This window comes from Lipingzhangella halophila (genome assembly GCF_014203805.1).
GTDB lineage: Bacteria > Actinomycetota > Actinomycetes > Streptosporangiales > Streptosporangiaceae > Lipingzhangella > Lipingzhangella halophila.
This window is the reverse complement of record NZ_JACHJT010000001.1, coordinates 1752348-1776712: the sequence shown is the minus strand read 5'-3', so window position 1 is coordinate 1776712 and position 24365 is coordinate 1752348. Positions and strand designations below refer to the sequence as shown.

At 68.9% G+C, this 24365-nt stretch carries 22 protein-coding genes and 1 pseudogene; 10 read left to right on the top strand and 13 right to left on the bottom strand.

The genetic code is table 11. From position 1 onward, the window contains the following. The first annotated feature begins 2 nt into the window (after positions 1 to 2). Entirely contained in the window at positions 3 to 1682 is a 1680-nt protein-coding gene (gene qcrB / locus F4561_RS08030) for a cytochrome bc1 complex cytochrome b subunit (RefSeq protein ID WP_184576255.1), read from the top strand. Between the two features lie 474 nt (positions 1683 to 2156). Here the strand turns inward: qcrB and F4561_RS08025 are convergent, their stop codons facing one another. The 4 genes from F4561_RS08025 to ctaC all read right to left on the bottom strand — a co-directional run bounded on the left by F4561_RS08025 (position 2157) and on the right by ctaC (position 6749). After that, positions 2157 to 3434: a L,D-transpeptidase gene (locus F4561_RS08025; protein WP_184576253.1), complete on the bottom strand. Its 1278-nt coding sequence runs from the start codon at positions 3432 to 3434 to the stop codon at positions 2157 to 2159. A gap of 230 nt (positions 3435 to 3664) precedes the next feature. Beyond that, the gene (locus F4561_RS08020; RefSeq protein ID WP_184576251.1) at positions 3665 to 4090 is read right to left on the bottom strand and encodes a cytochrome c oxidase subunit 4; all 426 of its coding nucleotides are present in this window, start codon (positions 4088 to 4090) and stop codon (positions 3665 to 3667) included. Next, the gene (gene ctaD / locus F4561_RS08015; protein ID WP_184576249.1) at positions 4087 to 5787 is read right to left on the bottom strand and encodes an aa3-type cytochrome oxidase subunit I; all 1701 of its coding nucleotides are present in this window, start codon (positions 5785 to 5787) and stop codon (positions 4087 to 4089) included. The genes F4561_RS08020 and ctaD overlap by 4 nt, the downstream gene beginning before the upstream one ends. Continuing rightward, the gene (gene ctaC, locus F4561_RS08010) at positions 5784 to 6749 is read right to left on the bottom strand and encodes an aa3-type cytochrome oxidase subunit II (protein WP_446684975.1); all 966 of its coding nucleotides are present in this window, start codon (positions 6747 to 6749) and stop codon (positions 5784 to 5786) included. Before ctaC ends, ctaD begins: the two co-directional genes overlap by 4 nt. A gap of 416 nt (positions 6750 to 7165) precedes the next feature. On the opposite strand from ctaC, the gene F4561_RS08005 reads away from it, so the two are divergent. After that, positions 7166 to 7402, top strand: a complete 237-nt coding sequence (locus F4561_RS08005) for a sulfurtransferase TusA family protein (protein WP_184576247.1) — start codon at positions 7166 to 7168, stop codon at positions 7400 to 7402. A gap of 73 nt (positions 7403 to 7475) precedes the next feature. Here the strand turns inward: F4561_RS08005 and rpsD are convergent, their stop codons facing one another. Then, a complete protein-coding gene (gene rpsD, locus F4561_RS08000) occupies positions 7476 to 8087 on the bottom strand; it encodes a 30S ribosomal protein S4 (RefSeq protein WP_184576245.1) in 612 nt (203 codons plus the stop codon). A gap of 73 nt (positions 8088 to 8160) precedes the next feature. Here rpsD and F4561_RS07995 point away from each other — a divergent pair, with 73 nt between their 5' ends. After that, a complete protein-coding gene (locus F4561_RS07995; protein WP_184576243.1) occupies positions 8161 to 8940 on the top strand; it encodes a DUF2470 domain-containing protein in 780 nt (259 codons plus the stop codon). A 60-nt stretch (positions 8941 to 9000) separates the two neighbouring features. Here F4561_RS07995 and F4561_RS07990 read toward each other — a convergent pair whose 3' ends face one another. From F4561_RS07990 to F4561_RS07960, 7 genes are all read right to left on the bottom strand, one after another. Further along, positions 9001 to 9972 (bottom strand): carbohydrate kinase family protein, encoded by a 972-nt coding sequence (locus F4561_RS07990; protein WP_184576241.1) that lies wholly within the window; start codon positions 9970 to 9972, stop codon positions 9001 to 9003. A 208-nt stretch (positions 9973 to 10180) separates the two neighbouring features. Continuing rightward, positions 10181 to 10531, bottom strand: coding sequence for a HesB/IscA family protein (locus F4561_RS07985; protein WP_184576239.1), 351 nt, complete (start codon positions 10529 to 10531; stop codon positions 10181 to 10183). Positions 10532 to 11151: 620 nt separating this feature from the next. Beyond that, positions 11152 to 12255 carry a glycerate kinase family protein gene (locus tag F4561_RS07980; RefSeq protein WP_184576237.1) on the bottom strand — a complete coding sequence of 368 codons (1104 nt, stop codon included), beginning with the start codon at positions 12253 to 12255 and terminating at the stop codon, positions 11152 to 11154. Positions 12256 to 12399: 144 nt separating this feature from the next. Beyond that, entirely contained in the window at positions 12400 to 12981 is a 582-nt protein-coding gene (pspAB, locus tag F4561_RS07975; RefSeq protein ID WP_184576235.1) for a PspA-associated protein PspAB, read from the bottom strand. A 48-nt stretch (positions 12982 to 13029) separates the two neighbouring features. Then, on the bottom strand, positions 13030 to 13950 hold the full coding sequence (gene htpX / locus F4561_RS07970) for a zinc metalloprotease HtpX (RefSeq protein WP_184576233.1): 921 nt from the start codon (positions 13948 to 13950) through the stop codon (positions 13030 to 13032). Between the two features lie 207 nt (positions 13951 to 14157). After that, positions 14158 to 14442, bottom strand: coding sequence for a PspA-associated protein PspAA (gene pspAA, locus F4561_RS07965; protein WP_184576231.1), 285 nt, complete (start codon positions 14440 to 14442; stop codon positions 14158 to 14160). Beyond that, entirely contained in the window at positions 14439 to 15218 is a 780-nt protein-coding gene (locus F4561_RS07960; RefSeq protein WP_184576229.1) for a PspA/IM30 family protein, read from the bottom strand. The genes pspAA and F4561_RS07960 overlap by 4 nt, the downstream gene beginning before the upstream one ends. Positions 15219 to 15378: 160 nt before the next feature. On the opposite strand from F4561_RS07960, the gene F4561_RS07955 reads away from it, so the two are divergent. Together F4561_RS07955 and F4561_RS07950 are read left to right on the top strand one after the other, a co-directional pair. Continuing rightward, positions 15379 to 15963 carry a DUF3043 domain-containing protein gene (locus tag F4561_RS07955; RefSeq protein ID WP_312885184.1) on the top strand — a complete coding sequence of 195 codons (585 nt, stop codon included), beginning with the start codon at positions 15379 to 15381 and terminating at the stop codon, positions 15961 to 15963. Positions 15964 to 16020: 57 nt separating this feature from the next. Then, positions 16021 to 17023 (top strand): annotated as a pseudogene (locus tag F4561_RS07950) (aldo/keto reductase family protein). Positions 17024 to 17102: 79 nt separating this feature from the next. On the opposite strand, the gene F4561_RS07945 reads toward F4561_RS07950, so the two are convergent. Beyond that, positions 17103 to 17309 carry a hypothetical protein gene (locus F4561_RS07945; protein WP_184576225.1) on the bottom strand — a complete coding sequence of 69 codons (207 nt, stop codon included), beginning with the start codon at positions 17307 to 17309 and terminating at the stop codon, positions 17103 to 17105. Between the two features lie 306 nt (positions 17310 to 17615). Here F4561_RS07945 and F4561_RS07940 point away from each other — a divergent pair, with 306 nt between their 5' ends. The 5 genes from F4561_RS07940 to sucB all read left to right on the top strand — a co-directional run bounded on the left by F4561_RS07940 (position 17616) and on the right by sucB (position 24264). Then, positions 17616 to 18596: a bifunctional adenosylcobinamide kinase/adenosylcobinamide-phosphate guanylyltransferase gene (locus F4561_RS07940; protein ID WP_184576223.1), complete on the top strand. Its 981-nt coding sequence runs from the start codon at positions 17616 to 17618 to the stop codon at positions 18594 to 18596. A gap of 47 nt (positions 18597 to 18643) precedes the next feature. Continuing rightward, positions 18644 to 19393: an adenosylcobinamide-GDP ribazoletransferase gene (locus F4561_RS07935; protein ID WP_184583347.1), complete on the top strand. Its 750-nt coding sequence runs from the start codon at positions 18644 to 18646 to the stop codon at positions 19391 to 19393. Between the two features lie 364 nt (positions 19394 to 19757). Next, entirely contained in the window at positions 19758 to 21260 is a 1503-nt protein-coding gene (locus F4561_RS07930) for a leucyl aminopeptidase (RefSeq protein ID WP_184576221.1), read from the top strand. Between the two features lie 83 nt (positions 21261 to 21343). Then, a complete protein-coding gene (lpdA, locus tag F4561_RS07925) occupies positions 21344 to 22720 on the top strand; it encodes a dihydrolipoyl dehydrogenase (RefSeq protein ID WP_184576219.1) in 1377 nt (458 codons plus the stop codon). A gap of 74 nt (positions 22721 to 22794) precedes the next feature. Next, entirely contained in the window at positions 22795 to 24264 is a 1470-nt protein-coding gene (sucB, locus tag F4561_RS07920; protein WP_246437162.1) for a 2-oxoglutarate dehydrogenase, E2 component, dihydrolipoamide succinyltransferase, read from the top strand. Positions 24265 to 24365 lie beyond the last annotated feature (101 nt).

Genomic DNA, 24365 nt, shown 5'->3' with positions numbered 1-24365 from the left:
CGATGAGTACCAACACGGAGACCCCGAAGGCGCTTCGCGGTGTGGGCAACTACATCGACGACCGCTTCCACCTGGCCAAGACCGGTGAGAAGAACCTGCGCAAGGTGTTCCCGAACCACTGGTCGTACATGCTGGGCGAGATCGCGATGTACTCGTTCATCATCCTGCTCATCACCGGTGTCTGGCTCACGCTCTGGTTCAAGCCGAGCATGGCGGAGATCGTCTACGACGGCTCCTACGAGCGGATGAACGGTGTCGCGATGAGCGAGGCCTACGCCTCCACGCTCCACATCGACTTCGATGTCCGCGGCGGGTTCCTGATCCGGCAGATCCACCACTGGGCCGCGCTGATCTTCGTGGCCGCGCTGGTGGTGCACAGCCTCCGGGTGTTCTTCACCGGCGCGTTCCGCAAACCGCGCGAGATCAACTGGCTGATCGGTGTCGCGATCTTCGCTCTGGCGATGGTCGAGGGCCTGTTCGGGTACTCGCTCCCGGACGACCTGCCCTCCGGCATGGGTGTGCGCATTCTGCAGGGCGTCATCCTGGCGCTCCCGCTCGTCGGCACCTATCTGAGCATGTTCCTGTTCGGCGGGGAGTTCCCCGGCGATGACATCATCAACCGGATGTACATGCTGCATATCCTGCTGCTACCGGGGATTCTGCTCGCCCTCATCGCGGCGCACATCCTGATCCTCTGGCACCAGAAGCACACGCAGTATCCCGGTCTGGGCAAGACGAACCGAAAAGTCGTCGGCACGCCGATGTTCCCGGCGTTCGCGGTCAAGGCGGGCGGGTTCTTCTTCTTCACGTTCGCCGTGATCACCCTGTTGAGCGGGTTCGTGCAGATCAACCCGATCCACCTGTTCGGGCCGTTCACCCCGACATCCATCACCTCCGGCCTGCAGCCCGACTGGTACATGGGCTTCATGGAGGGGTCGCTGCGGATCTTCCCGAACTGGTTCGACTTCCAGATCGCGGGCTACGCGGTCCCCATCGCCGTGCTGGTACCCGGGCTGGTGATACCCGGGCTCATCTTCGGCGCGATGGCGCTCTGGCCGTTCGTCGAGCAGTGGATCACCGGCGACCGGCGCCACCACAACGTGGGCGACCGTCCGCGCAACGCCCCGGTGCGCACCGGTCTGGGCGTGGTCGGTGTCGTGTTCTACGGCGTGCTCTGGCTGGCCGGCGCGAACGACGTCCTCGCCGAGACGTTCCATATCCCTCTCTACTGGACGACGCACTTCTTCCGGGTGGCGGTGATCGTCGGGCCGGTTCTCGGGTTCATCATCACCAAGCGCATCTGCCTGGGCCTGCAGCGGCGCGACCGCGAGGTGCTGGAGCACGGCTTGGAGAGCGGCACGATCCAGCAGCTGCCCAGTGGTGAGTTCATCGAGGTGCACCGGGATCCCTCCGAGGAGACGGTGAGCGTGCTGGAGAGCAAGCTGGAGAAGGAGAAGATCCTCGCCGGCCTGCGGAGCGTGACCGTCGACCAGCACGGTGTCGAGTCGCCGGAGGCGCGCAGCATCATGGGGCGTCTCCGGGCGCGGCTCGCGCACTGGTACACGAAGGACAACGTCTCCTTCGCGGACATCGAACCGCATGGCGGCCACCGCCTCGAGCACGAACCGCACGAGGAAGAGGTCGAGCACCCCGAGGCGGGAGAGCCCGCAAGGAGCCGCTGAGTCGCCACACCCGGCTCGCGAGGGCCCGGCCGCATTTGGAGTGCGGCCGGGCCCTCGTTTTTCGTTCAGAGGCGCACCGAGACCTGGAGACACCCCGCGACGAGGGCAGCGGCCGAGGCGGGAGCGGACGCAGCGCTCCCGCCTCGCACGGGGACCGCGGCCCACTGGATGGAGCGGGACGCTTTCGGACAGCGGGACACAGGCGGGTAGGTCGGGGGTCCGGCGTCCAGAGGGCGGTGTGCCGCACGCCCGGCGCCGCGCCGCCCTCTGGGGCGTCCTCTGGGGCGCCTGCCGCCGCTGGCCGCTTCTGGCCCCTGCGGCGAACGCCGGCGGCCGCGCCGGAGCTCAGGCGTCCAATGCCTTCGCCGGGCCGCTTCGCGGGCGCTGAGCGGCCCGTGCGCCCCGCCGCATGACAAGGGCCGCGGAACCCCCCGGGGAGGTTTCCGCGGCCCTTGCCGTCGTTCTGAGAGGCGGCTACTCGTCGGGCTCGCCGTGCGCCGACCCCACGGTGCCGTTGCCGTCGGTCTTGTCGGCCTTGCCGGTCTCGCTGTGCTCCAGCCACTCCTCCCAGGAGCGCTGGTAGAAGCCCCAACCGTTGTCGACCTCAAGCTCGCGGTCCGTACCGGTCACGATGAAGGGGTCGCCCATGAGTGACTCCTCGTAGAACCACTTGGCGTCCTTGGGCGCCATGTTGGTGCAGCCGTGGCTCTCGTTGGACTCGCCGAGCTGGCCGTTCCACGGCGCCGAGTGGGTGAACTCGCCACTGCCCGAGGTCCGGACGGCGTAGTTGACGTCGAGCTTATAGCCTTCGGGGCTGTCGACCGGGATGCCCACGGTGGAGGAGTCCATGACGAGGTGCTGGTACTTCTCCATCGTCAGGTGCGTGCCACTGGTGGTGGTGTATATGTGCTTGGAGGCGTCACCGTTGCTGATCGGGAACTCCTTGATCTCCTCGCCGTCGCGCTCCACCACCATGGTGTGTTCCTTGTCGTCCACGGTGGAGATCTGCTCGCGGCCGACCTCGAAGTTGATCTGGGAGTTCTCGGTCCCGAACACGCCGTCGCTGGCCTCGACCCCGGCGAGCCGGATGTCGACCGTGATCTCCTGGTTGGGCTCCCAGTACTCCTTGGGCCGGAACACCGCCATCTCGTCGCCGAACCAGTTATAGGCGCCTTCGATGCCCTCCTCGGAGGTGACCTCGATGGAGTTCTCGACCTGCTTCTTGTTCTCCACCGCCTGGTCGAAGTTGATGATGACCGGCATTCCCACGCCGACGGTCTCGTCGCTCGTCGGGAAGTTCGACATCAGTTCCAGCCGCTGGCCGTCGGTCGCCGGCTGCGTGCTGAACTCGCTGACGACCTCCGACTCCTCGCCGTCCTCGTTCTGGACGGTGGCGGTCACCTCGACGTCCGAGCCCGGGTAGAGGTTCCAGTCGCTCACCCAGACGTTCTCGTCCTTGTTGAGGCTCCCGCTCATGTCATCGGGGTCCTTGGGCGCTTCGCCCCCGCTCTGCTGCACGGCGACGTCGGTGATGGTGCCGTCCTCGGACTCGACCTTGACCGGAAGGTTCGGCTTGACCTCGTCGGAGCCGTCCTCCGGCGTGATCATCGCCGTGGCCGGTTCCGCCTCACCGCCGCCGGTTGCGTCCGCGTTCTCGGACCCGGAGCACGCGGCGGTCAGAACGAGGGCCAGAGCCGCCAACCCGGCGCCGAGGTGGCGGGTTGCCAAGGGGATTTCGCTGCTGCCCTTCACGCGTGCGACCTCCAGCGTCCAGCTCGACCTATGTGCATGTCTTCCCAATCGGACGCGTGGTCGAGCGGAAAGGTTTTCGAAGAATTATGACAATGACGGCCGATAGGGAGGTATCCCGCCAGGTGGCACGGGCCGCCCCAAAAGAATACCCCTGAGGGGGCGGTGATCCTGTCACGAGACACGGGCGGGCCGGGCCCTTGAAGGGCCCGGCCCGCCCGAGAACTGCGTCTCTAGTGTTCGAACTCATTGCGGTAGTACTCGAACACCCACCCGATCGCGGTAAGGATGATGGCGAACGCACCGATGGTCACCATCCACCAGCCAATGGCCACGCCGAACCCCGTGAACGCCACGGACAGCGCCGCGAAGAGCGGCCACCAACTGTGCGGGCTGAAGAAGCCGTACTCACCGGCGTTCTCCGCGACCTGGCCTTCGAGGCGCTCCTCCGGCGGCGGACCGTGGTACCGCTCGCTGCGCCGGGCCGCCTGCCAGAGCCAGAAGCCGATGAGCCAGCCGAAGCCGATCGAGACCAGCAGGGCGACGAACCCCGTCCACTCGATCTCCCCGAGGTCCGCCACCGCCCAATAGGCGTAGAGGGCGGCCACGAGCCCGAAGAAGGTCGAAACCCCCATAAACATGTACGCCTGCATCTTCATGGTGAACTCGCCCTGCCTACTTCGTGCTTGTCCGGTTCGGGCGCCGCTCCGGGAGCGGCGGCGTGCGGGTGGTGCAGGTCGAAGGCCGGACGTTCCGACCGGATCCGCGGCAGCGAGGTGAAGTTGTGCCGCGGCGGCGGGCAGGAGGTCGCCCACTCCAGGGAGCAGCCGTACTCCCACGGGTCGTCGCCCTCGACCTTGCTGGCGTTCTTGTGCGTGATCCACATGTTCCAGAAGAAGACCAGGGTCGACGCCCCCAGGACGAACGAGCTGATCGAGGAGAACTGGTTCATCCCCGTGAAGCCGTCGCCGGCCAGGTAGTCGGCGTAGCGGCGCGGGAAGCCCGCGGCGCCCAGCCAGTGCTGCACCAGGAACGTGCCGTGGAACCCGAAGAACAGCAGCCAGAAGTGGATCTTGCCCAGCGGCTCGTTGAGCATCTTCCCGGTGAACTTCGGCCACCAGAAGTAGAACCCGGCGAACATCGCGAAGACCACTGTGCCGAACACCACGTAGTGGAAGTGGGCCACGACGAAGTAGGTGTCGGTCACGTGGAAGTCAATAGGCGGCGACGCCAGGAGGACTCCGGTGAGACCACCGAACAGGAACGTCACCAGGAAGCCGATGGCGAAGAGCATCGGGGTGGCGAAGACGAGCTGCCCGCGCCACATCGTGCCGACCCAGTTGAAGAACTTCACGCCGGTCGGGACCGCGATGAGGAAGGTCATGAACGAGAAGAACGGCAGCAGCACCGCGCCGGTCGGGAACATGTGGTGCGCCCAGACCGTGACCGAGAGCCCGGCGATGGCGATGGTCGCGCCGACCAGGCTCTTGTAGCCGAAGATCGGCTTGCGGCTGAACACCGGTAGCACCTCGGTGACGATGCCGAAGAACGGCAGCGCGATGATGTACACCTCGGGGTGCCCGAAGAACCAGAACAGGTGCTGCCAGAGGATGGCACCCCCGTGCTCGGCGTTGAAGACCTGGGTTCCCACCATCCGGTCGGCCCCGAGGGCGATCAGCGCCGCGGTCAGGACCGGGAACGCGATCAGCACGAGAAGGCTGGTCAGCAGGGTGTTCCAGCAGAAGATCGGCATCCGGAACATGGTCATGCCGGGCGCGCGCATGCACAGGCCGGTCGTGATGAAGTTGACCGCGCCGAGGATGGTGCCCAGACCGCTGATGATCAGACCGAGGATCCACAGGTCGCCGCCCAGCCCCGGCGATCGGACCGCGTCCGACAACGGGGTGTAGGCGAACCAGCCGAAGCTCGCCGCGCCTCCCGGCGTGAGGAAGCCGGTCAGCACGATCAGGCCGCCGAAGAGGAACAGGTAGTAGGAGAACAGGTTGATCCGGGGGAACGCCACATCGGGCGCCCCGATCTGCAGCGGCATGATGACGTTCGAGAACCCGATGAACAGCGGGGTCGCGAACAGCAACAGCATGATCGTGCCGTGCATGGTGAACAGTTGGTTGAACTGCTCGGCCGACATGAGCTGCATCCCCGGCGAGAACAGCTCCGCGCGGATCAGCATCGCCATGATCCCGCCGACGAGGAAGAACGCGAACGACGTGATCAGGTACATGTACCCGATCACCTTGTGGTCGGTCGAGGTCAGCCAGTTGACGATGATCGACCCCTGCCGCGTGGGGCGGGGCGGGGCCGCGACGCGGGCCTTCTGGGTCTCCGTCGCCGTCATCGTGCCTCCTCATCGGCGGCGGCGCCAGCGGCCTCGGTCGCCTCGTCGTCCTCGTCGCGCGCCTGCTGCTGTCCGGCTTCGGCGTCCTCATCCGCTGAACCGGGCTCGTCCCCGTCCGCGGCGGCCTCCTCGGCCGGAACGCCTTCCTGCTCCTCCGGGTTCTCCGGAGCCTGCGCCTCCTGCTCGGCGGCCCAGTCCTGGTACTCGTCCTCCTCCATGACCTCGACGTTGAACAACATCTGGGAGTGGTCGACGCCGCAGAGCTCCGCGCAGCGGCCGGCGTACTCCCCCTTTGTTCCTTCGTTCACCCTGACCTGGAACTCGTTGTCCTGGCCGGGGATGACGTCGAGCTTGAAGCCGAACGCCGGGACCCAGAAGGAGTGGATGACGTCCGGGGAGGTCAGGTCGAAATGCACGACCTGGCTCTCGGGGATCACGAGTGTCGGAGGTTCGCTCGGGGTCCCCGTGACGGAGTACTGGGTCTCGCCACCGTTCTCGCGCGTGTCGTCGAGATAGTTGAACTGCCAGCTCCACTGGAAGGCGACGACCTCGATGTTGAGATCCGCCGGCTCCTCGGTCTCCATCAGGTAGGTCTGGTCGCGCGCGGTGAAGTAGAACAGCACCGAGATGATAACGATCGGCAGGACGGTGTAGAGCGCCTCGATGGGCATGTTGTACCGCACCTGCGGCGGGAGCTGCTCAGAGCGCTTGCGGTGGAAGATCACCGACCAGATGATCAGCCCCCACACCAGGATGCCGACCGCGAACGCTGCCACCCACGAGCCCTGCCAGAGAGCAAGGACGCGCTCACCCTGTTCGGTGATCGGCTCCGGTATGCCCAAGCGAGTGAGCTCGTTCGACGCGCACCCGGTCGCGGCCAGCCCCAGCACGGCGAGCGCGGCGCCGCGTGGTGCCCATCGGCGCAGCGCGGAGCGCCGATTCCTTTGGCGGGTCGGAATCACGGATTGCCTTCCCAGCGGTGAAGCCCGCGCCAGCGCGCGGGCAGGTCGTATATCCGAAGCTTGTCAACGGGCAACATTATCGTGAACCACGGTGCACCCGTTTGCGGGGGATGCCAGGTCAGCGTGTTGTATCCGGCTCATGACGCTTGGGGACGCGAGTGGCGGAACCACGGGGTGTTGCCACCTGCCTCCCTCGTCACGCACGGCACCGGCGGGTGCTGACCCTGCTCGGGTTCGCCATGTCGTCCGTGCTGCCCCGAGGCCGGCACCGCGGTGTCGCCACCCGCGAATCCCGCCCTCGACAGGCAGACTAAGGCGAGCGTACCGCTGGTTTCGCGACGTCGTTCACCGGGTGCCGATTAGGCGGCAGTGTGGGTAAAGAATGGGGTACGAGGCCAGTCAGACAAGGAGATCCAGTGCCGGACCAGCCGCTGCTGACCATTGAGGCGATCGGTCGGAAATGCCCGATTCCGATCATCATGCTCGCCGGGCGCATCCGCGAGGTGCCCATCGGCTCGGTCATCGCCGTGACTGCCGACGACCCCGCAGCCAAGACCGACATCCCCTCATGGTGCCGGATGAAGATGCAGGAGTTCGTGGCGGAGGTCCCGCTTACGCGCGGCAGCGCGTTCCATATCCGGCGCAAGTATTAGGGCGCGAGCATGAGCAGGGGCCGCGCGACGAGTCGAATCGTCGCGCGGCCCCCGGCGCGCGGTGCCAGACCCGTTAGCGGGCGTAGAACTCCACGACGAGGTGCTCATCGAAGGGCACCGGGACCTGCTCCCGCTTGGGCCGGTCGACGACCGCGATCCGCAGGTCGCGGTGGCTCACCGCGAGGTAGCCGGCGATCTTCTCGTCGGCGTGCACCCCCTCGGCGGCCTCGACGAAGGGCACCATGTTCCGGGACTTCTCCTTGACCGAGATCACCTGCCCCGGCTTCACCTGGTACGAGGGGATGTCGACCTTCTTGCCGTCCACGGTGACGTGCCCGTGGTTGACATACTGCCGCGCGGCGTAGACCGACGGCGCGAGGCCGGCCCGCAGGACGACCGTCACGAGCCGCAGCTCCAGCTCCGCGATCATCTCCTCGCCAGTGCGCCCGGAGCGCTTCTTGGCGTTCTCGTAGATCCGCAGGAGCTGCTTCTCCGATACGTCGTAGTACCAGCGCATCTTCTGCTTCTCGGCCTGCCGGACGGCGAAGTCGCTCGTGGAGCGACGCACGCGGCGGCCGTGCTCACCCGGGGGGTAGGGCCGCTTCTCGAAGTAGCTGACCGCCTTACGGGTCAGCGGGGTTCCGGCGCGCCGGGACAACCGCACCTTCGGTCCGGTGTAGCGCATTGCACGTCCTCCGTCTTGGTCTCTTGAAAAATCGGGAATCCTAGGTAAGGCTTGCCTAAGTCTAGGAGGTGTCATGCGACGACCCAGCCCGTCCACGATCGAACGGATCCGCTCCCTTGCCTCCACGGCGACCCCCACCGCGGTGGCACTGGCTGATGAACCCGGCACGCGTTTCAGCGCACGCGGGGCGGTCGAGCGTGCCGGCCGCGTGATCCTACTGATCGACGCGGGCCACCCGTTGCACGAGATGCTACGGACAGACCCGCACGGAGACGCCGACCTCGAAATCAGCGTTGATCTCTGCGCGTTGCGGCACGTGGGTCACACACCTACTGTACGCGCTCGCATGTGGTGCGATGGCGGAGTGTCGGTGGTCCCCGCCGCGGAGAGACGCGAGGCGGCGCTCGCCGTGTGGGAAAGGGACCCTGACGAGTCCCTGCTCGCCGCCGCCGAGAACGACCCGCGGGATGGCGGACCCCTGCTCGCCCGAGTCGAGCCCGGAACGCTCCTCTACCACACCTACGACTCCGCGGGGGTCATCGACGGAGCCGACTTCCGGGCCACCGAGCCGGACCCGCTGACCGGCCCGGCCGAGCACATCCTGCGGCACATCAACGACCGGCACCGCGACGAGCTGAGCGCGTCACTGCGCCACCTTCCCAACGCTCCCCAGGGTGCGGCGTGGATCTGGGAGCTCGACGGCCTGGGCGTGACTCTGTGGGTGAACCGGACTGATGACGACCATCCGGCCCTGATCAGGGTCCCGTGGAGCGCCCGGGCCACCGCGCCGTGCCAGCTCGAACGCGCACTACACGACCTCATGGCGCACCAGGGCGCGTCCCCCCTCCCTTAGGCGGGGGCCGGCCCCCGCCGGCGGGCGCCGGCGGGGAACCACGGTCGCGTGATCGGGGGCTTACAGGTGCGGCCGGACCTCCTCGGCGGCGTCCTCGCCATACGAGACGGAGACCCGGGCCAGCAGGCTGTCCTTGGTCAGTTCGTACTCCTGCGGCCCGTCGACCTCAAGGCAGTGGACAGCGACCGCGTTGCCGACCTGGGCCGCGCGCTCGGTCGACAGCCCCCACGAGAGGGCCGCGAGGAACCCGCCGCGGAAGGCGTCGCCACTGCCGGTGGGGTCGGCCTTGGTCTCAACCGCGGCAGACGGGACCTGCAGCGACGGCTCACCCTCGCGGTCGATGCGGACACCCTTGCCGCCGAGAGTCGTGACGCGCGTGCCGACCCGGCTGAGGATCTCGTCCTCGCTCCAGCCGGTCTTCTGCTCCGAGAGGGCTTTCTCGTACTCGTTGGTGAACAGGTAGGTGGCTCCGTTGATCAGCTCGCGCACGGAGTCACCGTCCATGAGAGCGAGTTGCTGCGAGGGGTCGGCCGCGAACGGAATCCCCTTCGTACGGCACTCCTCGCTGTGCCGCAGCATCGCCTCGGGGTCGTTCGCCCCGATCAGCACGATGTCGAGCCCGCCATTGGACTCGGAGATCGGGCCGAGCTCGATGTTGCGGGCCTCGGCCATGGCGCCGGGGTAGAACGACGCGATCTGGTTCTTGTCCTGGTCCGTGGTGCACACGAACCGCGCGGTGTGCTTCAACTCGGAGATGTGCACGGTGGAGGTGTCCACGTTGTGGCGCTCCAGCCAGGACCGGTACTCGGCGAAATCGGCGCCGGCCGCGCCCACGAGGAGCGAACGCAGCCCAAGGTTTCCCAAGGCGAAGCAGATGTTCGGGGCGACTCCACCACGCCGCACGTCTAGCTCGTCGACCAGGAACGACAACGAGATCTGCTCAAGCTGGTCCGCGACGATCTGCTCTGCGAACCGTCCGTCGAAGGTCATCAGGTGATCACTAGCGATGGATCCGGTAACCGCGATGCGCACTGCGGGGGGCTCCCTTGGTCGAGTTCAAAGACGAGGTTCAAGACTACCCAGCGGCCTGTCGGCCATCGGAAGGCACCCCTCCCCCTTCACCCCCAGTGACCACGAATAACGCTCCTGAACTGCAGGAAAAGAGAAGACCCGCGCGGTAGGAACCGCGCGGGTCTGCCACGTCGTTGCGGAGGCCGGAACACCGGCGCATCCCGGAGACCTAGTTGAAGGAGTCCCCGCAGGCGCAGGAACCGGTCGCGTTGGGGTTGTCGATGGTGAACCCCTGCTTCTCGATCGTGTCGACGAAGTCGATCGTGGCGCCGACGAGGTAGGGGGCACTCATCCGGTCAGTGACAACTTCCACACCACCGAAGTCGGCCACGACGTCGCCGTCAAGCTCGCGCTCGTCGAAGAAAAGCTGGTACCGCAGCCCCGAGCACCCACCCGGTTGCACGGCGACACGGAGCCGAAGGTCATCCCGTCCCTCTTGCTCAAGGAGGTGCTTGACCTTGCTCGATGCCTCGTCAGTCAGGGTGACCCCCTGCGTGGGTGCCTCGCTCTGAACCGTCATGTGCTAGATCCTCCAAAACGGGGTGCCGGCCGCCACTGCGACCCGATAGTTTGCCAACACCGAAGTCCGGCCCTTCATTCCTCCAGTGGCGGGACGCGCTGTGCTGCTGTCATCCACACTAGGTCGTCCAGTCCATTGTTGCCATCGCCGGTAGTGCTCTCGCCCGAATGTGCCGTGGGCCCGGTCGGGCGCCGCCGGGGTTCTGGAGGGTCCGGAGGTGGGGCGTCCGCGAGTGGCGGAGCCGACCGGGGCGCCACACCGGAGGTGCCCGAAGGTTCCCGGCTTCCGGGGCGCCCGACCCGGCGAGCGCCAGCGAGCCCAAAAAACAGGCGGGCGCCGCCGGGGTTCTGGAGGGCCCGCAGGTGGGGCGTCCGCGAGTGGCGGAGCCGACCGGGGCGCCACACCGGAGGTGCCCGAAGGTTCCCGGCTTCCGGGGCGCCCGACCCGGCGAGCGCCAGCGAGCCCAAAAAACAGGCGGGCGCCGCCGGGGTTCTGGAGGGCCCGCAGGTGGGGCGTCCGCGACTGGCGGAGCCGACCGGGGCGCCACACCGGAGGTGCCCGAAGGTTCCCGGCTTCCGGGGCGCCCGACCCGGCGAGCGGCAGCGAGCCCAGAAAACAGGTCAGTGCCCCCATCGCCGGGCCACACTCGCGGCTAGGTCGCGCAGCTCCGCGGTCGGCCTGGCGAGCGCGGCCTCAGTGGAGCCCGCCGACTCCACCAGGGAGCAGGTCTCGGTGATCCCCGCGGCCGCGGCCTCGCGCCGCCCCACTGAGACCGCTCCGGCGGTCACCACGCACGGCACGCCGTGCTCGGCGGCGGTCCGGGCGACACCGTGCGGGAGCTTGCCGCGCAGCGACTGGGAGTCGAACGAGCCCTCACCCGTGATGACGAGGTCCGCCGACGCCACTCTGGCCGCGAGGTCCACCGCGGTCAGCACCCGCGCCACTCCCGACTCCACGGCACCACCCAGCAGCAGCAGTCCGTATCCCAGTCCGCCGGCGGCACCCGCTCCCGGGCTCTCGCGCAAGGTGCCGGACGGGTCACTCGCTTCGGCGAACGCGGCGAGGGCCGCGTCGAGGCGCTGCACCTGGTCGTCGTCCGCGCCCTTCTGCGGGCCGAAAACGGCACTCGCGCCGTGCAGCCCCAGCAGCGGGTTGTCGACGTCGGTGGCCGCGATCAGGCGCGCGCCGGCGGTGGCACGGCGGGCGGGCTCAAGGTCGACCGCGCCGGGCAGCGACGCCAGCGCCGCCCCGCCCGCGGCCAGGGCACTGCCAGGTTCCGCGCCCAGCGCGGCGAGCATCCCGGCGCCGCCGTCGTTGGTGGCGCTGCCGCCGAGGCCGACGACGACCGTGCGGGCGCCGTCGGTGACGGCGTGGGCGATCAGCTCCCCCACCCCGCGGCTGGTCGTGCGCGTGGGCGCGCGCTCGGACGCACTGAGCAGATGCAGGCCGCACGCCTGGGCGCTCTCGATGTAGGCGGTCTCGCCGTCCAGTAGGTAGTCGGCCCGCACCGGCGTACCCAAGGGGCCGCTGACCTCGCGGCTGACGACCTTCCCGCCAAGCGCGGTATGCAGTACCGCCACGAAGCCGGGGCCGCCGTCGGAGAGGGGGACGAGCTCGGTCTCGGTCTCTGGGTGGACCCGCTGCCAGCCTTCGGCGACCGCCTGTGCGGCCTCGATCGCGCTGAGGGTGCCGGCGAACTTGTCCGGAGCAATGACTATGCGCACCCCACCAGTGTGCCCGGCGGCACCGCCGGCAGACCAGACCTCAACCCGAAATTCATCCGCTAAGCGATAATTGGCTCCCGTATCGCGGAATCCAACCGTGCAGTCGCGCTCTGGCCGTGTCGACCACCGCGCCGGCTCAGCCCTTCAGATGCCGGGTGCGCCGTAGACGGGGAACCAGCGCGACTTGTCCTTCTCCACGGGGAGGTCGTTGGCGATCGCCGCTTCGATCTGCAGCTCCAGCGCGTTGTCCCGGCGCTTGCCCCCGATCGGGGCGAAGGGGTAGAAGGTGCCGCGCTTGTACAGGTAGACAAGCGCGAACCGCCGCCCGCCGTCCTCGTCGGCGAACGTGACCAGCGAGCACAGCAGCGACGGGCCGAACCCGGCGTGCTCCAGCGAGGTGTTGGCCGCGTGGATTTCGGTCACGAGGCCGCTGATATCGGCGGCGTCCGCGGAAGGGCTGCGCAGGACCAGCCACGTGTACCCGTACTCGTCGCGCGTGGGCTCCACCTCGGGCCCGTTGTCGGCGTTCAGCAGTGCCGTGATGTCCTGCTCCAGGCTCGCGAACGCCTGCCCTTCGGCGGGGCGGAACGCCACGGAGCCGGTGCCCGTGGGGCGGAACCCGGCCGTCGCCTGCAGCGTGATCGCCGCGGACGGCAACCCGAAGAGCTGGTCGAGGTCGGGCTTGGCCGGCTTGGAGCGGCCCAGCAAGGCCCGGAAGAAGCTCACGGCACCCCTCTTTCGCTGTTGGCTTCGGCGGTCGCTACTGCTCTGAGCCTACGTCCCCTGGCCCAGTTGGCGGGAGATCCCGGCAAGCTGCTCCAGGCGCTGCTCGATCGGCGGGTGCGTGGCAAACATCTGGCTCAGGCTGAACCCCTGCTTCTTGGAGAACGCCGGGGTGAAGAAGAACGCGTTGAACGGCTCCGCCTGGCGCAGGTCCCGGCTGGGGATGCGGCCCATCTCCCCGGTGATCTTGGTGAGCGCGCTGCCGAGCGTCGACGGCTGGCCTGTGAGGTACGCCGCCGCGCGGTCCGCCGAGAGCTCCCGGTAGCGGGAGAGAATCCGGGTGAGCACAAAGCTCAGCACCCACACGATGACGCTGACCACCACAACTCCCAGTGCGATCAGCGCCGGCGCCGGACCACCGTTGTTGCTCCGCCCGCCGCCGAACATCATGAACCGCAGCCCCACCTGGGTGAGGAAACCCGCGATGATGCCCAGGAAACCCGCGATCGTCATCACCATGACGTCGCGGTGGGCGACATGGGAGAGTTCGTGCGCGAGCACCGCCTCAAGCTCCTGGTTCTCCAGCCGGCGCAGGAGCCCGGTCGTGGTGCAGACCACGGCGTTCTTCTGGTTGTGCCCCGTGGCGAAGGCGTTGGGGACGTCGCTGTCAGCGATGGCCACCTTCGGCTTGGGCATGTCCGCCATGGCGCACAGCCGGTCGACGACAGCGTGGAGCTGCGGCGCCTGCTCAGGGCTTACCTCGCGCGCTCCCATGGAGAACATCGCGACCTTGTCCGAGGTGAAGTACTGGAACAGCCCGACCCCGATCACAACAAGCGCGACCAGCCACCACGGCATGCCAACGAGGATCAGGGCGATGATGAACGCCACGTAGACGATGCCCAGCAGGGACATCGTCAGCAACATGCGGGCGGTCAGCCCGCGGTCGGGAATGAACTTCGAACCTGCCACAACGCCACGCCTTTCGACGGATTACCTCGCAACTGTCCCGCGGGACCAGCAGAGGCTGATACCTCGCAGTGTAGTTAGGCCTGGTTATCAGTCATTCAGCGGCGCACCTGAGGCGCTTACCACGCTCTTACCCCCGGCACAACCGAAGACGGCCGCCATGAACGCGTCATGGCGGCCGTGCGAACGTAGCGCCCACACCAGTGGGAATCAGGCGAGGTCGGGAATCAGCCCTTCGTCGCCGAGCATGGCACGGACCTCGGCCATACTGGCGTCCTCGTGCGGCAGGATGAGCTGGGACGGTTCGAGAGAATCGGGCGATACCGGCTTTCCGTCCGCACGAACCCTCGCCAGGAGCTCCCCCAGCACCCGCCGGAACGTCTCCTCATTGTCCGACTCGATCGCCTGCTCAAGTGTCCGGTCGAACTCCTGGAGGAGGTCGAAGTCGGCTTCGCTGAGGTCCAACTGGCCCTCACCCATGATCCGGACGATCATGACCCCTCCCCCTGACGGTTGGACTGGGCCTGGTCGCCGGAGCCGCTCTCGATCTGCGACGCGCCGTTGCCGCCGCCCTGCCCCAGCTCCTGCTTCATCTTCTCCAGCTCCAGCTCGACGCCGCCGGTGCTGGCCATACGGTCGAGCTCGGACTGGATGTCGTCCTTGGAACTGCCGGTGACGTCGTCGAGAGCCCCGGACTCGAGCAGCTCGTCGACCGCGCCAGCGCGCGCCTGCATCTCCGACGTCTTGTCCTCGGCGCGCTGCACGGCCATGCCGACGTCGCCCATCTCCTCGGAGATACCCGAGAACGCCTCGCTGACTTGGGTCTGGGCCTGGGCAGCGGTGTAGTTGGCCTTGATGGTCTCCTTGCGGGTACGGAAGGAGTCGACCTTGGCCTGCAACCGCTGGGCCGCGAGAGTCAGCTTCTGCTCCTCGCCCTGCAGCTGCTCGTGCTGCTCCTTGAGTCCGTCGACCTGGGACTGCAGTCCGGAGCGGCGCGTGAGAGCCTCGCGAGCGAGATCCTCTCTGCCTTGCTCCAGGGCGGAACGGCTCTGGGTCTCCAGCTTCCCTGACTGTTGCTCCAACTGCTGGATCTGCAGCTCGACCCGCTTGCGCGAGGTGGCGACGTCGGCCACTCCGCGCCGGACCTTCTGCAACAGTTCCAGTTGCTTCTGATACGAGTAGTCGAGAGTTTCACGAGGGTCCTCGACTGAGTCCAGGGCCTTGCTTGCCTTGGACTTGAAAACCATGGAAAGTCGCTGAAACACGCTCATCGGCGTGGCCGTCCCCTTCTCGGTCCGTACATCGGCTGTTCCCTGCGGGCGCTTTACCTAACCCTACGCGCTATAACGAGAGGTCGCCATGAAGCCTGGACCGGCTACCCTGACTGATGTGTTCCAACGTCGTTCCGCTTCCGCATCCGAAGAGTCTGCCGTGACCAGCTCTACAAGTTCTGAGACTTCTCAATCTAAGGGATATACCCCCAAGAAGGGGCAACCCACGCCCAAACGCACCGAATCAGAGAAGGGCCTGCGGCGCCCGCTCAACGCCCCCCAGACACGCAGGGAGGCCTACCGGCAGTACCGGGAGAGGCGCGCCCAGGAGTCGCGCCGCACAGCGCAGCGCAGCGGCGCCAAGAAAGGCGAGGAGCAGCACTTCCGCCCCCAGGATCTGGGCCCGGTACGCGCCTACGCCCGCGACTTCGTCGACTCCCGCCGCAGTATCAGCGAGTTCTTCCTGTACTTCTCGCTGGTGGTCATCGTGCTGCTGTTCGTCCCCGCCCCCGCGATCCAGCTCGGCGTCACCTACGTGGTGTGGCCGGCGATGATGGTGGGAATCGTGGCCGAAGGCATCTACGTCGGCAACCGGATCAAGCGCGAGGCCCGCACGTACTTCCCCGGCGAGGACGTGCGCGGGGCCGGGTTCTACGCGGCCATGCGGCAGCTGCAGATCCGCAAGCTCCGGCTGCCGAAGCCGCGGGTACGCGTGGGAGAGGCCATCACCCCCGCGAAGGGCTGACCGCACCGGCGCCGCGCTCCGGAGGCGGAACGGCCACCGCGGGTTAAGGTGCCCATCATGGAGTTTCGTCATCTTGGCAACAGCGGGCTCGTCGTCAGCGAGATCTCGTACGGCGACTGGATCACCCACGGCTCCCAGGTCGAGGAGGACGCGGCCGTGGCGTGCGTGCGCGCGGCACTGGACGAGGGCATCACGACTTTCGACACCGCCGACGTCTACGCCCGCGGCCGCGCCGAGGAGGTCCTCGGCAAGGCGCTCAAGGGCGAGCGCCGCGACGGACTGGAGATCCTGTCCAAGGTCTACTGGCCGATGGGCCCGAGCAGGAACGACCGCGGGCTCTCGCGCAAGCACATCGTGCAGCGGTGTCGAGGACACGCTGCGCCGGCTGGGTACCGAGTACCTGGACGTCTACCAGGCCCACCGGTTCGACCACCACACTCCCCTTGAGGAGACGCTGCGCGCGTTCGACGACCTCGTCCGGCAGGGCAAGGTCTGCTACATCGGTGTCTCCGAGTGGCGCGCCGACGAGATCGAGCTGGCGCTGCACCACGCCGGCGTGCTGGGCCTGGACCGGATCGTGTCCAACCAGCCGCAGTACAACATGCTGTGGCGGGTGATCGAGTCCGAGGTCGTGCCGGTGTGCGAGCGCGAGGGCATCGGCCAGATCGTGTGGTCACCCATCGCGCAGGACGTTCTCACCGGCAAGTACAAGCCGGGCCAGGCGCCGCCGGAAGGGTCGCGCGCGACCGACGAGAGCGGCAGCCGGTTCATCGGCAGGATGGTGCAGGACGAGCGGTTGCTGGAGCGGGTACAAGGGCTGGCCCCGCTGGCGGCCGAAGCGGGACTGAGCCCGGCCCAGCTCGCCGTGGCGTGGGTGCTGCAGAACCCCAACGTCTCCTCGGCGATCATTGGGGCCACCCGTCCCGAGCAGGTGCGCGACAACGTTGGCGCGGCCGGGGTGACGCTGGAGGACGACCTGCTGCGCCGGATCGACGACCTCCTCGGCGACAGCATCCTGCGCGACCCCTCGCTGACGGTGAGCCCGCCGGAACGCCCCTGACCCAGGGGTGTGCTGATCTTGAGGATTCCGTTCCTTCGCAGCGCTATACAGGAACGGAATCCTCAAGATCACCGGGAAACTAGTCGTCCTCGTGCAAGCTCATGGTGTAGACAACCCGATCGTCCTCCAGCAGGGTGACCTGGTCGGCTCCGGCTTCGACGAGGTCGCGCCAGCTCTCCCCGAGCCAGCTCTCCGCGTCGCCGCGCGAGGAGAACAGCTCGCCGGGAAGGGCCTCGTCGTCCAGCACCCGCCCTTCGGCCGTCTCGTACCGCCAACTCCACGCCATAGGGCTCCCCTTCTCCCGCTCAACGATCGGACGTGCCGAGGGTATCGGCATCGCGGCCGCTGATCGGCCCGCACGGGCCCGCGCGGGTGGACGGGGCGAAAAAGCCGCGGAACGCCACCACCGATCCAGCCGGGCGATTCGGCCTGTCGGGCTCTCCCGGCTTTGGTCGTTGGGACGATGTCAAGTTAACTGGCACACGTGCGACTCAGACTCTCCGGGACGGCCGGCCCGGCCGGCTGGCCGGCCCCAAACTGCCGATGTGCCTCATGCAACCGCGCCACGCGGAACCGGCGGCTACCGCTGCGCGTGACCGTTGACGACACACTCACGCTCCGCGAGCCCGGTTCGGGAACCGCCACGCCACCTCCGCGCGGGTACCGGGTTACCGATACCGCGTACGGCACCCGCGTTGAAGGTCCCGGTGGCGGTCAGCTCCTCTATGCGCGCACCGACGCGCCGGCCGACCCGCCCGGCGACGGCAACGGGAGCGGGAGCGGCGATTCCGGCGGCGCGCCGCACCATGTGGACGTCGCGATCGTGGACGTGGTGGAGGCACCGTGGACCATCGGCGCGCTGCGCCGATCCGAGATCGCGAGCAGCACCACGGCCATTGTCGCCGTCGGTGGCGACCACCGTCTGCACTCCCCTGACGAGCTGGCGCGGCGGGCGCGCCTCTGGGGCGCCTCGTGCCCCTCCGACGGCCAGGAACTGCTGTGCCCGCCCGCGGCCTGGCCCCCGGGACGCGTCCGCGGCCCGCACCGGGTTCTGGTCACCGGCGGTGCCCGGTCCGGGAAGTCGACGGAGGCGGAGCTGCGGCTCCTCGGCGAGTGCGAGGTGACCTACCTGGCGACCGGCCCGGCGCCCGGTACCGACGACTCCTGGGCCCGCCGCGTCAAGGCGCACCAGGAACGCCGGCCGTGGTGGTGGGACACGGTCGAGACCCTGGACGTCGCGGGCACGCTCGAACGGGTCTCGGGAACGGTGCTCCTGGACTGTGTCGGCACCTGGCTCGCCGGCGTGATGGAGCACTGCGGGATGTGGCACGACCCCCCGTCGCCCGGCGCCGAGGAGGCGCTGTCGTCGCGTGTAGACGAGCTCATGCACGTGTGGCGGAACACGTCGGCCCACGTCGTCGCGGTCACCAACGAGGTGGGCTCGGGCGTGGTGCCCCCTACCGCCAGCGGCGGCCTGTTCCGCGACCAGTTGGGCCGGTTGAACCAGCTCCTGGCGGCCGAGTCGGAGGAGGTCGTCCTGGCCACGGCCGGCCGGGTGGTGGAGCTGCCGTGACCGGCGCGTCCCGGACACCCCTGCGCGACGCCGTTGACGGGCTGCGCATGGCGGGCGGCACCCTGACGATCGTCCCGGTATCGGTGCGGCGATTCGACCGCACGGTCGCCGGTTGGGCCATGGCGCTGGCCCCCCTGGTCGGGATCGGCCTGGGGGCGGCAGCGGCGCTGCCGCTCAGCCTCGCCGGGGTACTGGGCCTCGGTCCACTGCTGGCGTCTGCGCTGGCCGTGGGGCTGCTGGCGGTGCTCACCCGGGGGCTGCACCTCGACGGGTTGGCCGACCTCGCCGACGGGCTGGGCAGTGCGCGTCCCGCGGGTGGCGCGCTGGAGATCATGCGGCGCTCCGACATCGGGCCGTTCGGCGTCGTCACCCTGGTGCTGACCGTCCTCATCCAGGTGCTGGCGCTGGGCGAACTGGCCACGGCCTCGTCCACCGCGGGCGCACTGGGGCTGCTGACCGCCGCCGGCACCGGCCGCCTCGCCATCACCTGGGCCTGCACGCCGCGGATTCCCGCCGCCCGTTCGGACGGCCTGGGCGGGCCCGTCGCCGGTGCGGTGCGCTACCGGGCCGCGGCGGTGGCCACCGCTGGTGTGCTGCTCGTGGCACTGGGTGGGTTGCTCGACGGGGCCGCTCTGGCGGCCGGATGCGTCCTGGGCGTGGGTGCCGGCCTGGCACTGGCGGGACTGGTGCTGTGGCGCGCGGTGCACCGGCTCGGCGGGATCACTGGCGACGTGCTGGGGGCGCTGTCCGAGACAGCGACGGCGGGCGCGCTTGTGGTCGCGGCCGCGGCGGTCTGACAGGCGGACGCCGGTGCACCGTTGACCGGCCCGGTATCCCGCAGGGCGCCCTCTCCGGCTCGCGCCTACCGGAGCCGGACGCGTTGTCTCATGTCGCCCTCCTCACATTTCCGCACACCGCCGGGAACGCCGCTGGCCGGGCCCCCGGGGGCGCGGAGTACCGCGCGCGTAGCGGGCTGCCGTGTGGGGCGGCCCCAGGCGCGCCGTACCGGGGAACCCGCGCACGCGGCGCGTGTGGGGCCCGCACCGGGAACAGCGCGCGGAGGTGCCGGGGCCGGAGTTCTCCACGCGCGGCCGGGGCCCGCGCCGGCGCGCGCGGATACCGCGTGCCCGCCGCGGCGCGAAAAGGACTAGCATCGACTTCGTGAGCACGTCGCTGTCAGTCATTACAGAATCCCCCAGTTCGCTCGACGCCGATGCGGTGGTCGTCGGATACCACTCCGGTACCGGCGGCCCGGAGCCCGCCGCAGGCGCCCACGATGTCGACGCCGCCTTCGCCGGCGGCCTTGCCCAGGCGCTCTCGGTCCTGGGCGCGACCGGAGCCGCCGAGGAGGTCCACACAGTGGCCTCGCTCGGGGCGGTAAAGGCGCCGCTGGTGATCGCGGTGGGCCTGGGCGCCGCGCCCAAGGACGGCGCAGCGGTCGACGCCGACACCCTGTCCCGCGCGGCCGGCGCTGCCCTGCGCGCACGCGGCGACCAGGCCCGGGTCGCGCTCGCGCTGCCGGCCAGTAGCGCGGAGCACGTCGAGGCCGCCGCGCTCGGCGCGCTTCTCGGCGACTACTCGTTCGACCGCTACCGGACCGGCGAGGCCGCCGCCAAGAACCCCGCCGAACGCCTGCTGGTCATCAGCTCCGCGGAGGGCGCGACCCGCGCCGCCGAGCGCGCCGAGACCCTCGCCATGTCGGTCAACCTGGCGCGCGATCTGGTGAACACGCCACCCGCCGACCTTGTCCCCGCCGACCTGGCGGGGGTTGCCGAGGAGATCGCGCGCGAGCACGATGTGCTGCGGGTCGAGACGCTCGACGAGGAGGCGCTCGTCGAGGCCGGCTACGGCGGCATTGTCGGCGTCGGCCAGGGCTCGGCAAACCCGCCGCGGTTGGTGCGGCTCGCCTATGACCACCCCGATGCGACGCGGACCCTCGCTTTCGTCGGCAAGGGGATCACCTTCGACACCGGTGGCCTCTCCCTGAAACCCACCTCGTCCATGGACTGGATGAAGTCCGACATGGGCGGGGCGGCGGCGGTACTCGCGGCCATGCGCGCCATCGCCGCACTGCGGCCCACGGTCAACGTGGTCGCCTATCTCGCGATCGCCGAGAACATGCCGAGCGGCACCGCGCAGCGTCCCTCCGACGTCCTGACCATGTACGGCGGCAAGACCGTCGAGGTGCTGAACACCGACGCCGAGGGCCGTCTGGTCATGGCCGACGCCATCGTGCGGGCGCACGAGGACGACCCGGAGCTCATCGTGGACGTCGCCACCCTGACGGGCGCCCAACTCATCGCTCTGGGCACCCGCGTCTTCGGGGTCATGGCCAACGACGACGCCGCACGCGAGGAGGTCGTCGCGGCGGCCACCGCGGCCGGTGAGGCGTCGTGGCCCATGCCGCTTCCCGAGGACCTGCGCAAGGGGCTCGACTCCACCGTCGCCGATATCGCCAACGTGCCCGGCGAGCGCTGGGGCGGCATGCTCAGCGCAGGGCTGTTCCTCAAGGAGTTCGTCGCCGACGAGATGGTGTGGGCGCACCTCGACATCGCGGGTCCGTCCTTCAACCAGGGCCAGGAGTTCGGCTACACCCCGACGGGCGGAACCGGCGCGGCGACGCGGACACTGGTCCGGCTCGCCGAAGCCCGAGCCGAGAACTGAATAACCGTGGACGCCCGGGCGTGACACGGCCCCGGACGCGAACGGCAATGCCATTTCCATCCACAGCAAGGAGTGTCCTTCCCGTGAGTGAGAGCGGCGGCACCTTCGACCTCGTCGTCCTCGGCGGCGGTAGCGGCGGCTATTCGGCGGCGCTGCGCGCGGCCGAGCTCGGCATGAGCGTCGTGCTGATCGAGAAAGACAAGCTGGGCGGCACCTGCCTGCACTACGGCTGCATCCCCACGAAGGCGCTGCTGCACTCCGCGGAGATCGCCGAGTCCACCCGCGAGAGCGAGGCCGTCGGGGTCAAGGCGACCTTCGACGGCATCGACCTCCCGGCGGTGCACAAGTACAAGGACAAGGTGGTCGACGGCCTCTACAAGGGGCTCACCGGACTGGTCAAGTCGCGCCAGATCACCACTGTCGCGGGCGAGGGCAGGCTCACCGGCGCCGATGAGGTCACTGTCGGCGACACCGTCTACAAGGGCCGCAACATCCTGCTGGCGACGGGGTCCCAGCCGAAGACCCTCGGGCTGGACATTGACGGCCAGAAGGTCATCACCAGCAACGAGGCGCTCACAATGGACCGGGTACCCGAGTCCGTGGTGGTGCTGGGCGGCGGGGTCATCGGCGTCGAGTTCGCCAGCGTGTACCGCTCGTACGGCTCCGAGGTCACCATCGTCGAGGCTCTCCCGCAGCTCCTTCCGTTGGAGGACGAGGCCAGCTCCAAGCTGCTCACGCGGGCGTTCAAGAAGCGGGGTATCTCCTCCGAGCTGAGCACCCCCTACGAGAGCCACAAGGTCACGGACTCGGGCGTGGAGATCACGCTCAAGGGCGGCAAGACGATCAACGCCGAGGTGCTGCTGGTCGCGATCGGGCGCGGCCCGGTGTCGGACGGCCTGGGTTACCAGGAGGCCGGGGTCTCCCTCGACCGCGGCTTCGTCCAGGTCGACGAGAACCTGCACACCGGTGTGGGCAACATCTACGCGGTTGGCGACCTCATCGAGACCCTGCAGCTCGCGCACGCCGGGTTCGCGGAGGGCATTTTCGTGGCCGAGCAGATCGCCGGGCTCAACCCGCCGGCCATCGACTACGACGGTGTCCCCCGGGTCACCTACTGCGAGCCCGAGGTGGCCTCGGTCGGCATCACATCCCAAACGGCCCGGGAGCGGGGGTACGAGGTCGAGGAGATCACTTACAACCTGGCGGGCAACGGCAAGAGCCGCATCCTGCAGACGCAGGGAGCGGTGAAGCTCGTCGCCGAGAAGGACGGGCCCGTGCTGGGCGTGCACATCGTGGGCAGCCGGGCGGGCGAGCTCGTCACCGAGGGGCAGCTCATCTACAACTGGGAGGCGCTGCCCTCGGAGGTGGCGCAGCTCATCCACGCGCACCCGACCCAGTCCGAAGCGCTGGGCGAGGCGCACCTGGCCCTGGCGGGCAAGCCGCTGCACGTCCACGACTGACGTTGTGCCGGGCGGGCCCGGGCGCCCGCCCGTTGTCTCCCGTCGCGTTCCGCACGTAGAACCAAGAGGACCCCATGCCGACTTCCGTTACCATGCCCGAGCTGGGCGAGAGCGTCACCGAGGGCACCGTCACCCAATGGATGAAGAAGGAGGGCGAGTCCGTCACGGTCGACGAGCCCCTCCTGGAAGTCTCGACCGACAAGGTCGACACCGAGATCCCCTCTCCCGTCTCGGGAGTGCTGACCCGGATCCTCGTCGCCGAGGACGAGACCGTTGAGATCGGCGCCGAGATCGCCGTCATCGGATCGGCCGACGAGGCTCCGGCTGAGCAGGCGGCGCCCGCGGCCGAGGAGGCCCCGGCGGCCCCTGAGCCCGCCGCACCGGAACCGGAGCCCGAACCCGAGCCCGAGCCGAGTCCCGCTCCGGCGTCCTCGGCTCCGCCAGCGGAGACGGCCGAGGCGCCCGCGGCGCGCGCCGAGGCTCCCTCGGCCGAGCAGCCGTCCGAGACCAAAACCGACGTTGACACTGCCCCGCCGATCGATATCGAGACGCTCAGCGGCACCGGCCAGCAGTCCGGAACCGATGCCGTCACCGAGGCCTACGTCACGCCACTGGTGCGCAAGCTCGCCGCCGACGAGGGCGTCGACCTCAGCACTGTGCGCGGTACGGGTGTCGGCGGGCGTATCCGCAAGCAGGACGTCCAGCAGGCCGCGAACGAGCAGCGCGAGCGGCGGGAGCGCGCCGCGGCCGAGCCGGCGGCGCCGGCCGGCGCCGCCGCTCCCACCGAGCCCGCGCGCAAGGTCGTCCCCGACACCACGCTGCGGGGCCGCACCGAGCAGATGTCGCCGCTGCGGCGCTCCATCGCCGAGCAGATGGCAGAGTCGCTGCGCATCTCCGCCGAGCTCACCCAGGTGATCGAGGTCGACGTCACCAACATCGCCCGGCTGCGGGAACGGGTCGGCGAGCAGTTCCGGACCCGCGAAGGGGTGGAGCTCGGCTTCTTCCCGTTCTTCGCGGTGGCAACGGTCGAGGCGCTGAAGACGCACCCGAAGCTCAACGCGGTCATCGACAGCTCCAAGTACGAGGTCACGTACCACAACGTCGAGAACCTCGGTGTCTGCGTCGACACCGACGGCGGGCTGCTGGCCCCCGTCATCAAGGACGCCGGCGACCTCAACCTCGGCGGCCTGGCGCGCAAGATCGCCGACGTGACCAGCCGGGCGCACAGCGGCCAGCTCACTCCGGACGAGCTGAGCGGCGGAACGTTCACCCTGAACAACACCGGCGCCTCCGGAGCGCTGTTCGAGACCCCGATCATGATCCAGCCGCAGGTGGGAATCCTGGACACCGGCTCCGTCGTGAAGCGGCCGGTCGTCGTGGACGACCCGAACCTCGGTGAGGTTATCGCGGTGCGCTCGATGGTGCACCTGGCGCTGAGCTACGACCACCGCCTCATCGACAGCTCCGACGCGTCGGCGTTCCTGCGCAGCATCCGCGAGCGCCTGGAGGAAGGGGCGTTCGAAGGGGAGCTGGGCCTGGCCTGACCGCCGAGCCGGCAGCCGGGTGGGGCGGCCCCCGATTCGCGGGGACCGCCCCACCTCATCACCCCACCAGTCACCTTCCCCTGGTGAACCCCTTCACCAGG

What these genes read in the sequence shown, in the direction of transcription:
- qcrB (WP_184576255.1), top strand. Translation starts at nt 3, where the DNA reads ATGAGTACCAACACGGAGACCCCGAAGGCGCTTCGCGGTGTGGGCAAC.
- F4561_RS08020 (WP_184576251.1), bottom strand. Translation starts at nt 4,090, where the DNA reads ATGAAGATGCAGGCGTACATGTTTATGGGGGTTTCGACCTTCTTCGGG.
- ctaD (WP_184576249.1), bottom strand. Translation starts at nt 5,787, where the DNA reads ATGACGGCGACGGAGACCCAGAAGGCCCGCGTCGCGGCCCCGCCCCGC.
- rpsD (WP_184576245.1), bottom strand. Translation starts at nt 8,087, where the DNA reads ATGCGCTACACCGGACCGAAGGTGCGGTTGTCCCGGCGCGCCGGAACC.
- F4561_RS07995 (WP_184576243.1), top strand. Translation starts at nt 8,161, where the DNA reads ATGCGACGACCCAGCCCGTCCACGATCGAACGGATCCGCTCCCTTGCC.
- F4561_RS07985 (WP_184576239.1), bottom strand. Translation starts at nt 10,531, where the DNA reads ATGACGGTTCAGAGCGAGGCACCCACGCAGGGGGTCACCCTGACTGAC.
- pspAA (WP_184576231.1), bottom strand. Translation starts at nt 14,442, where the DNA reads ATGATCGTCCGGATCATGGGTGAGGGCCAGTTGGACCTCAGCGAAGCC.
- F4561_RS07960 (WP_184576229.1), bottom strand. Translation starts at nt 15,218, where the DNA reads ATGAGCGTGTTTCAGCGACTTTCCATGGTTTTCAAGTCCAAGGCAAGC.
- F4561_RS07945 (WP_184576225.1), bottom strand. Translation starts at nt 17,309, where the DNA reads ATGGCGTGGAGTTGGCGGTACGAGACGGCCGAAGGGCGGGTGCTGGAC.
- F4561_RS07935 (WP_184583347.1), top strand. Translation starts at nt 18,644, where the DNA reads ATGGCGGGCGGCACCCTGACGATCGTCCCGGTATCGGTGCGGCGATTC.
- sucB (WP_246437162.1), top strand. Translation starts at nt 22,795, where the DNA reads ATGCCGACTTCCGTTACCATGCCCGAGCTGGGCGAGAGCGTCACCGAG.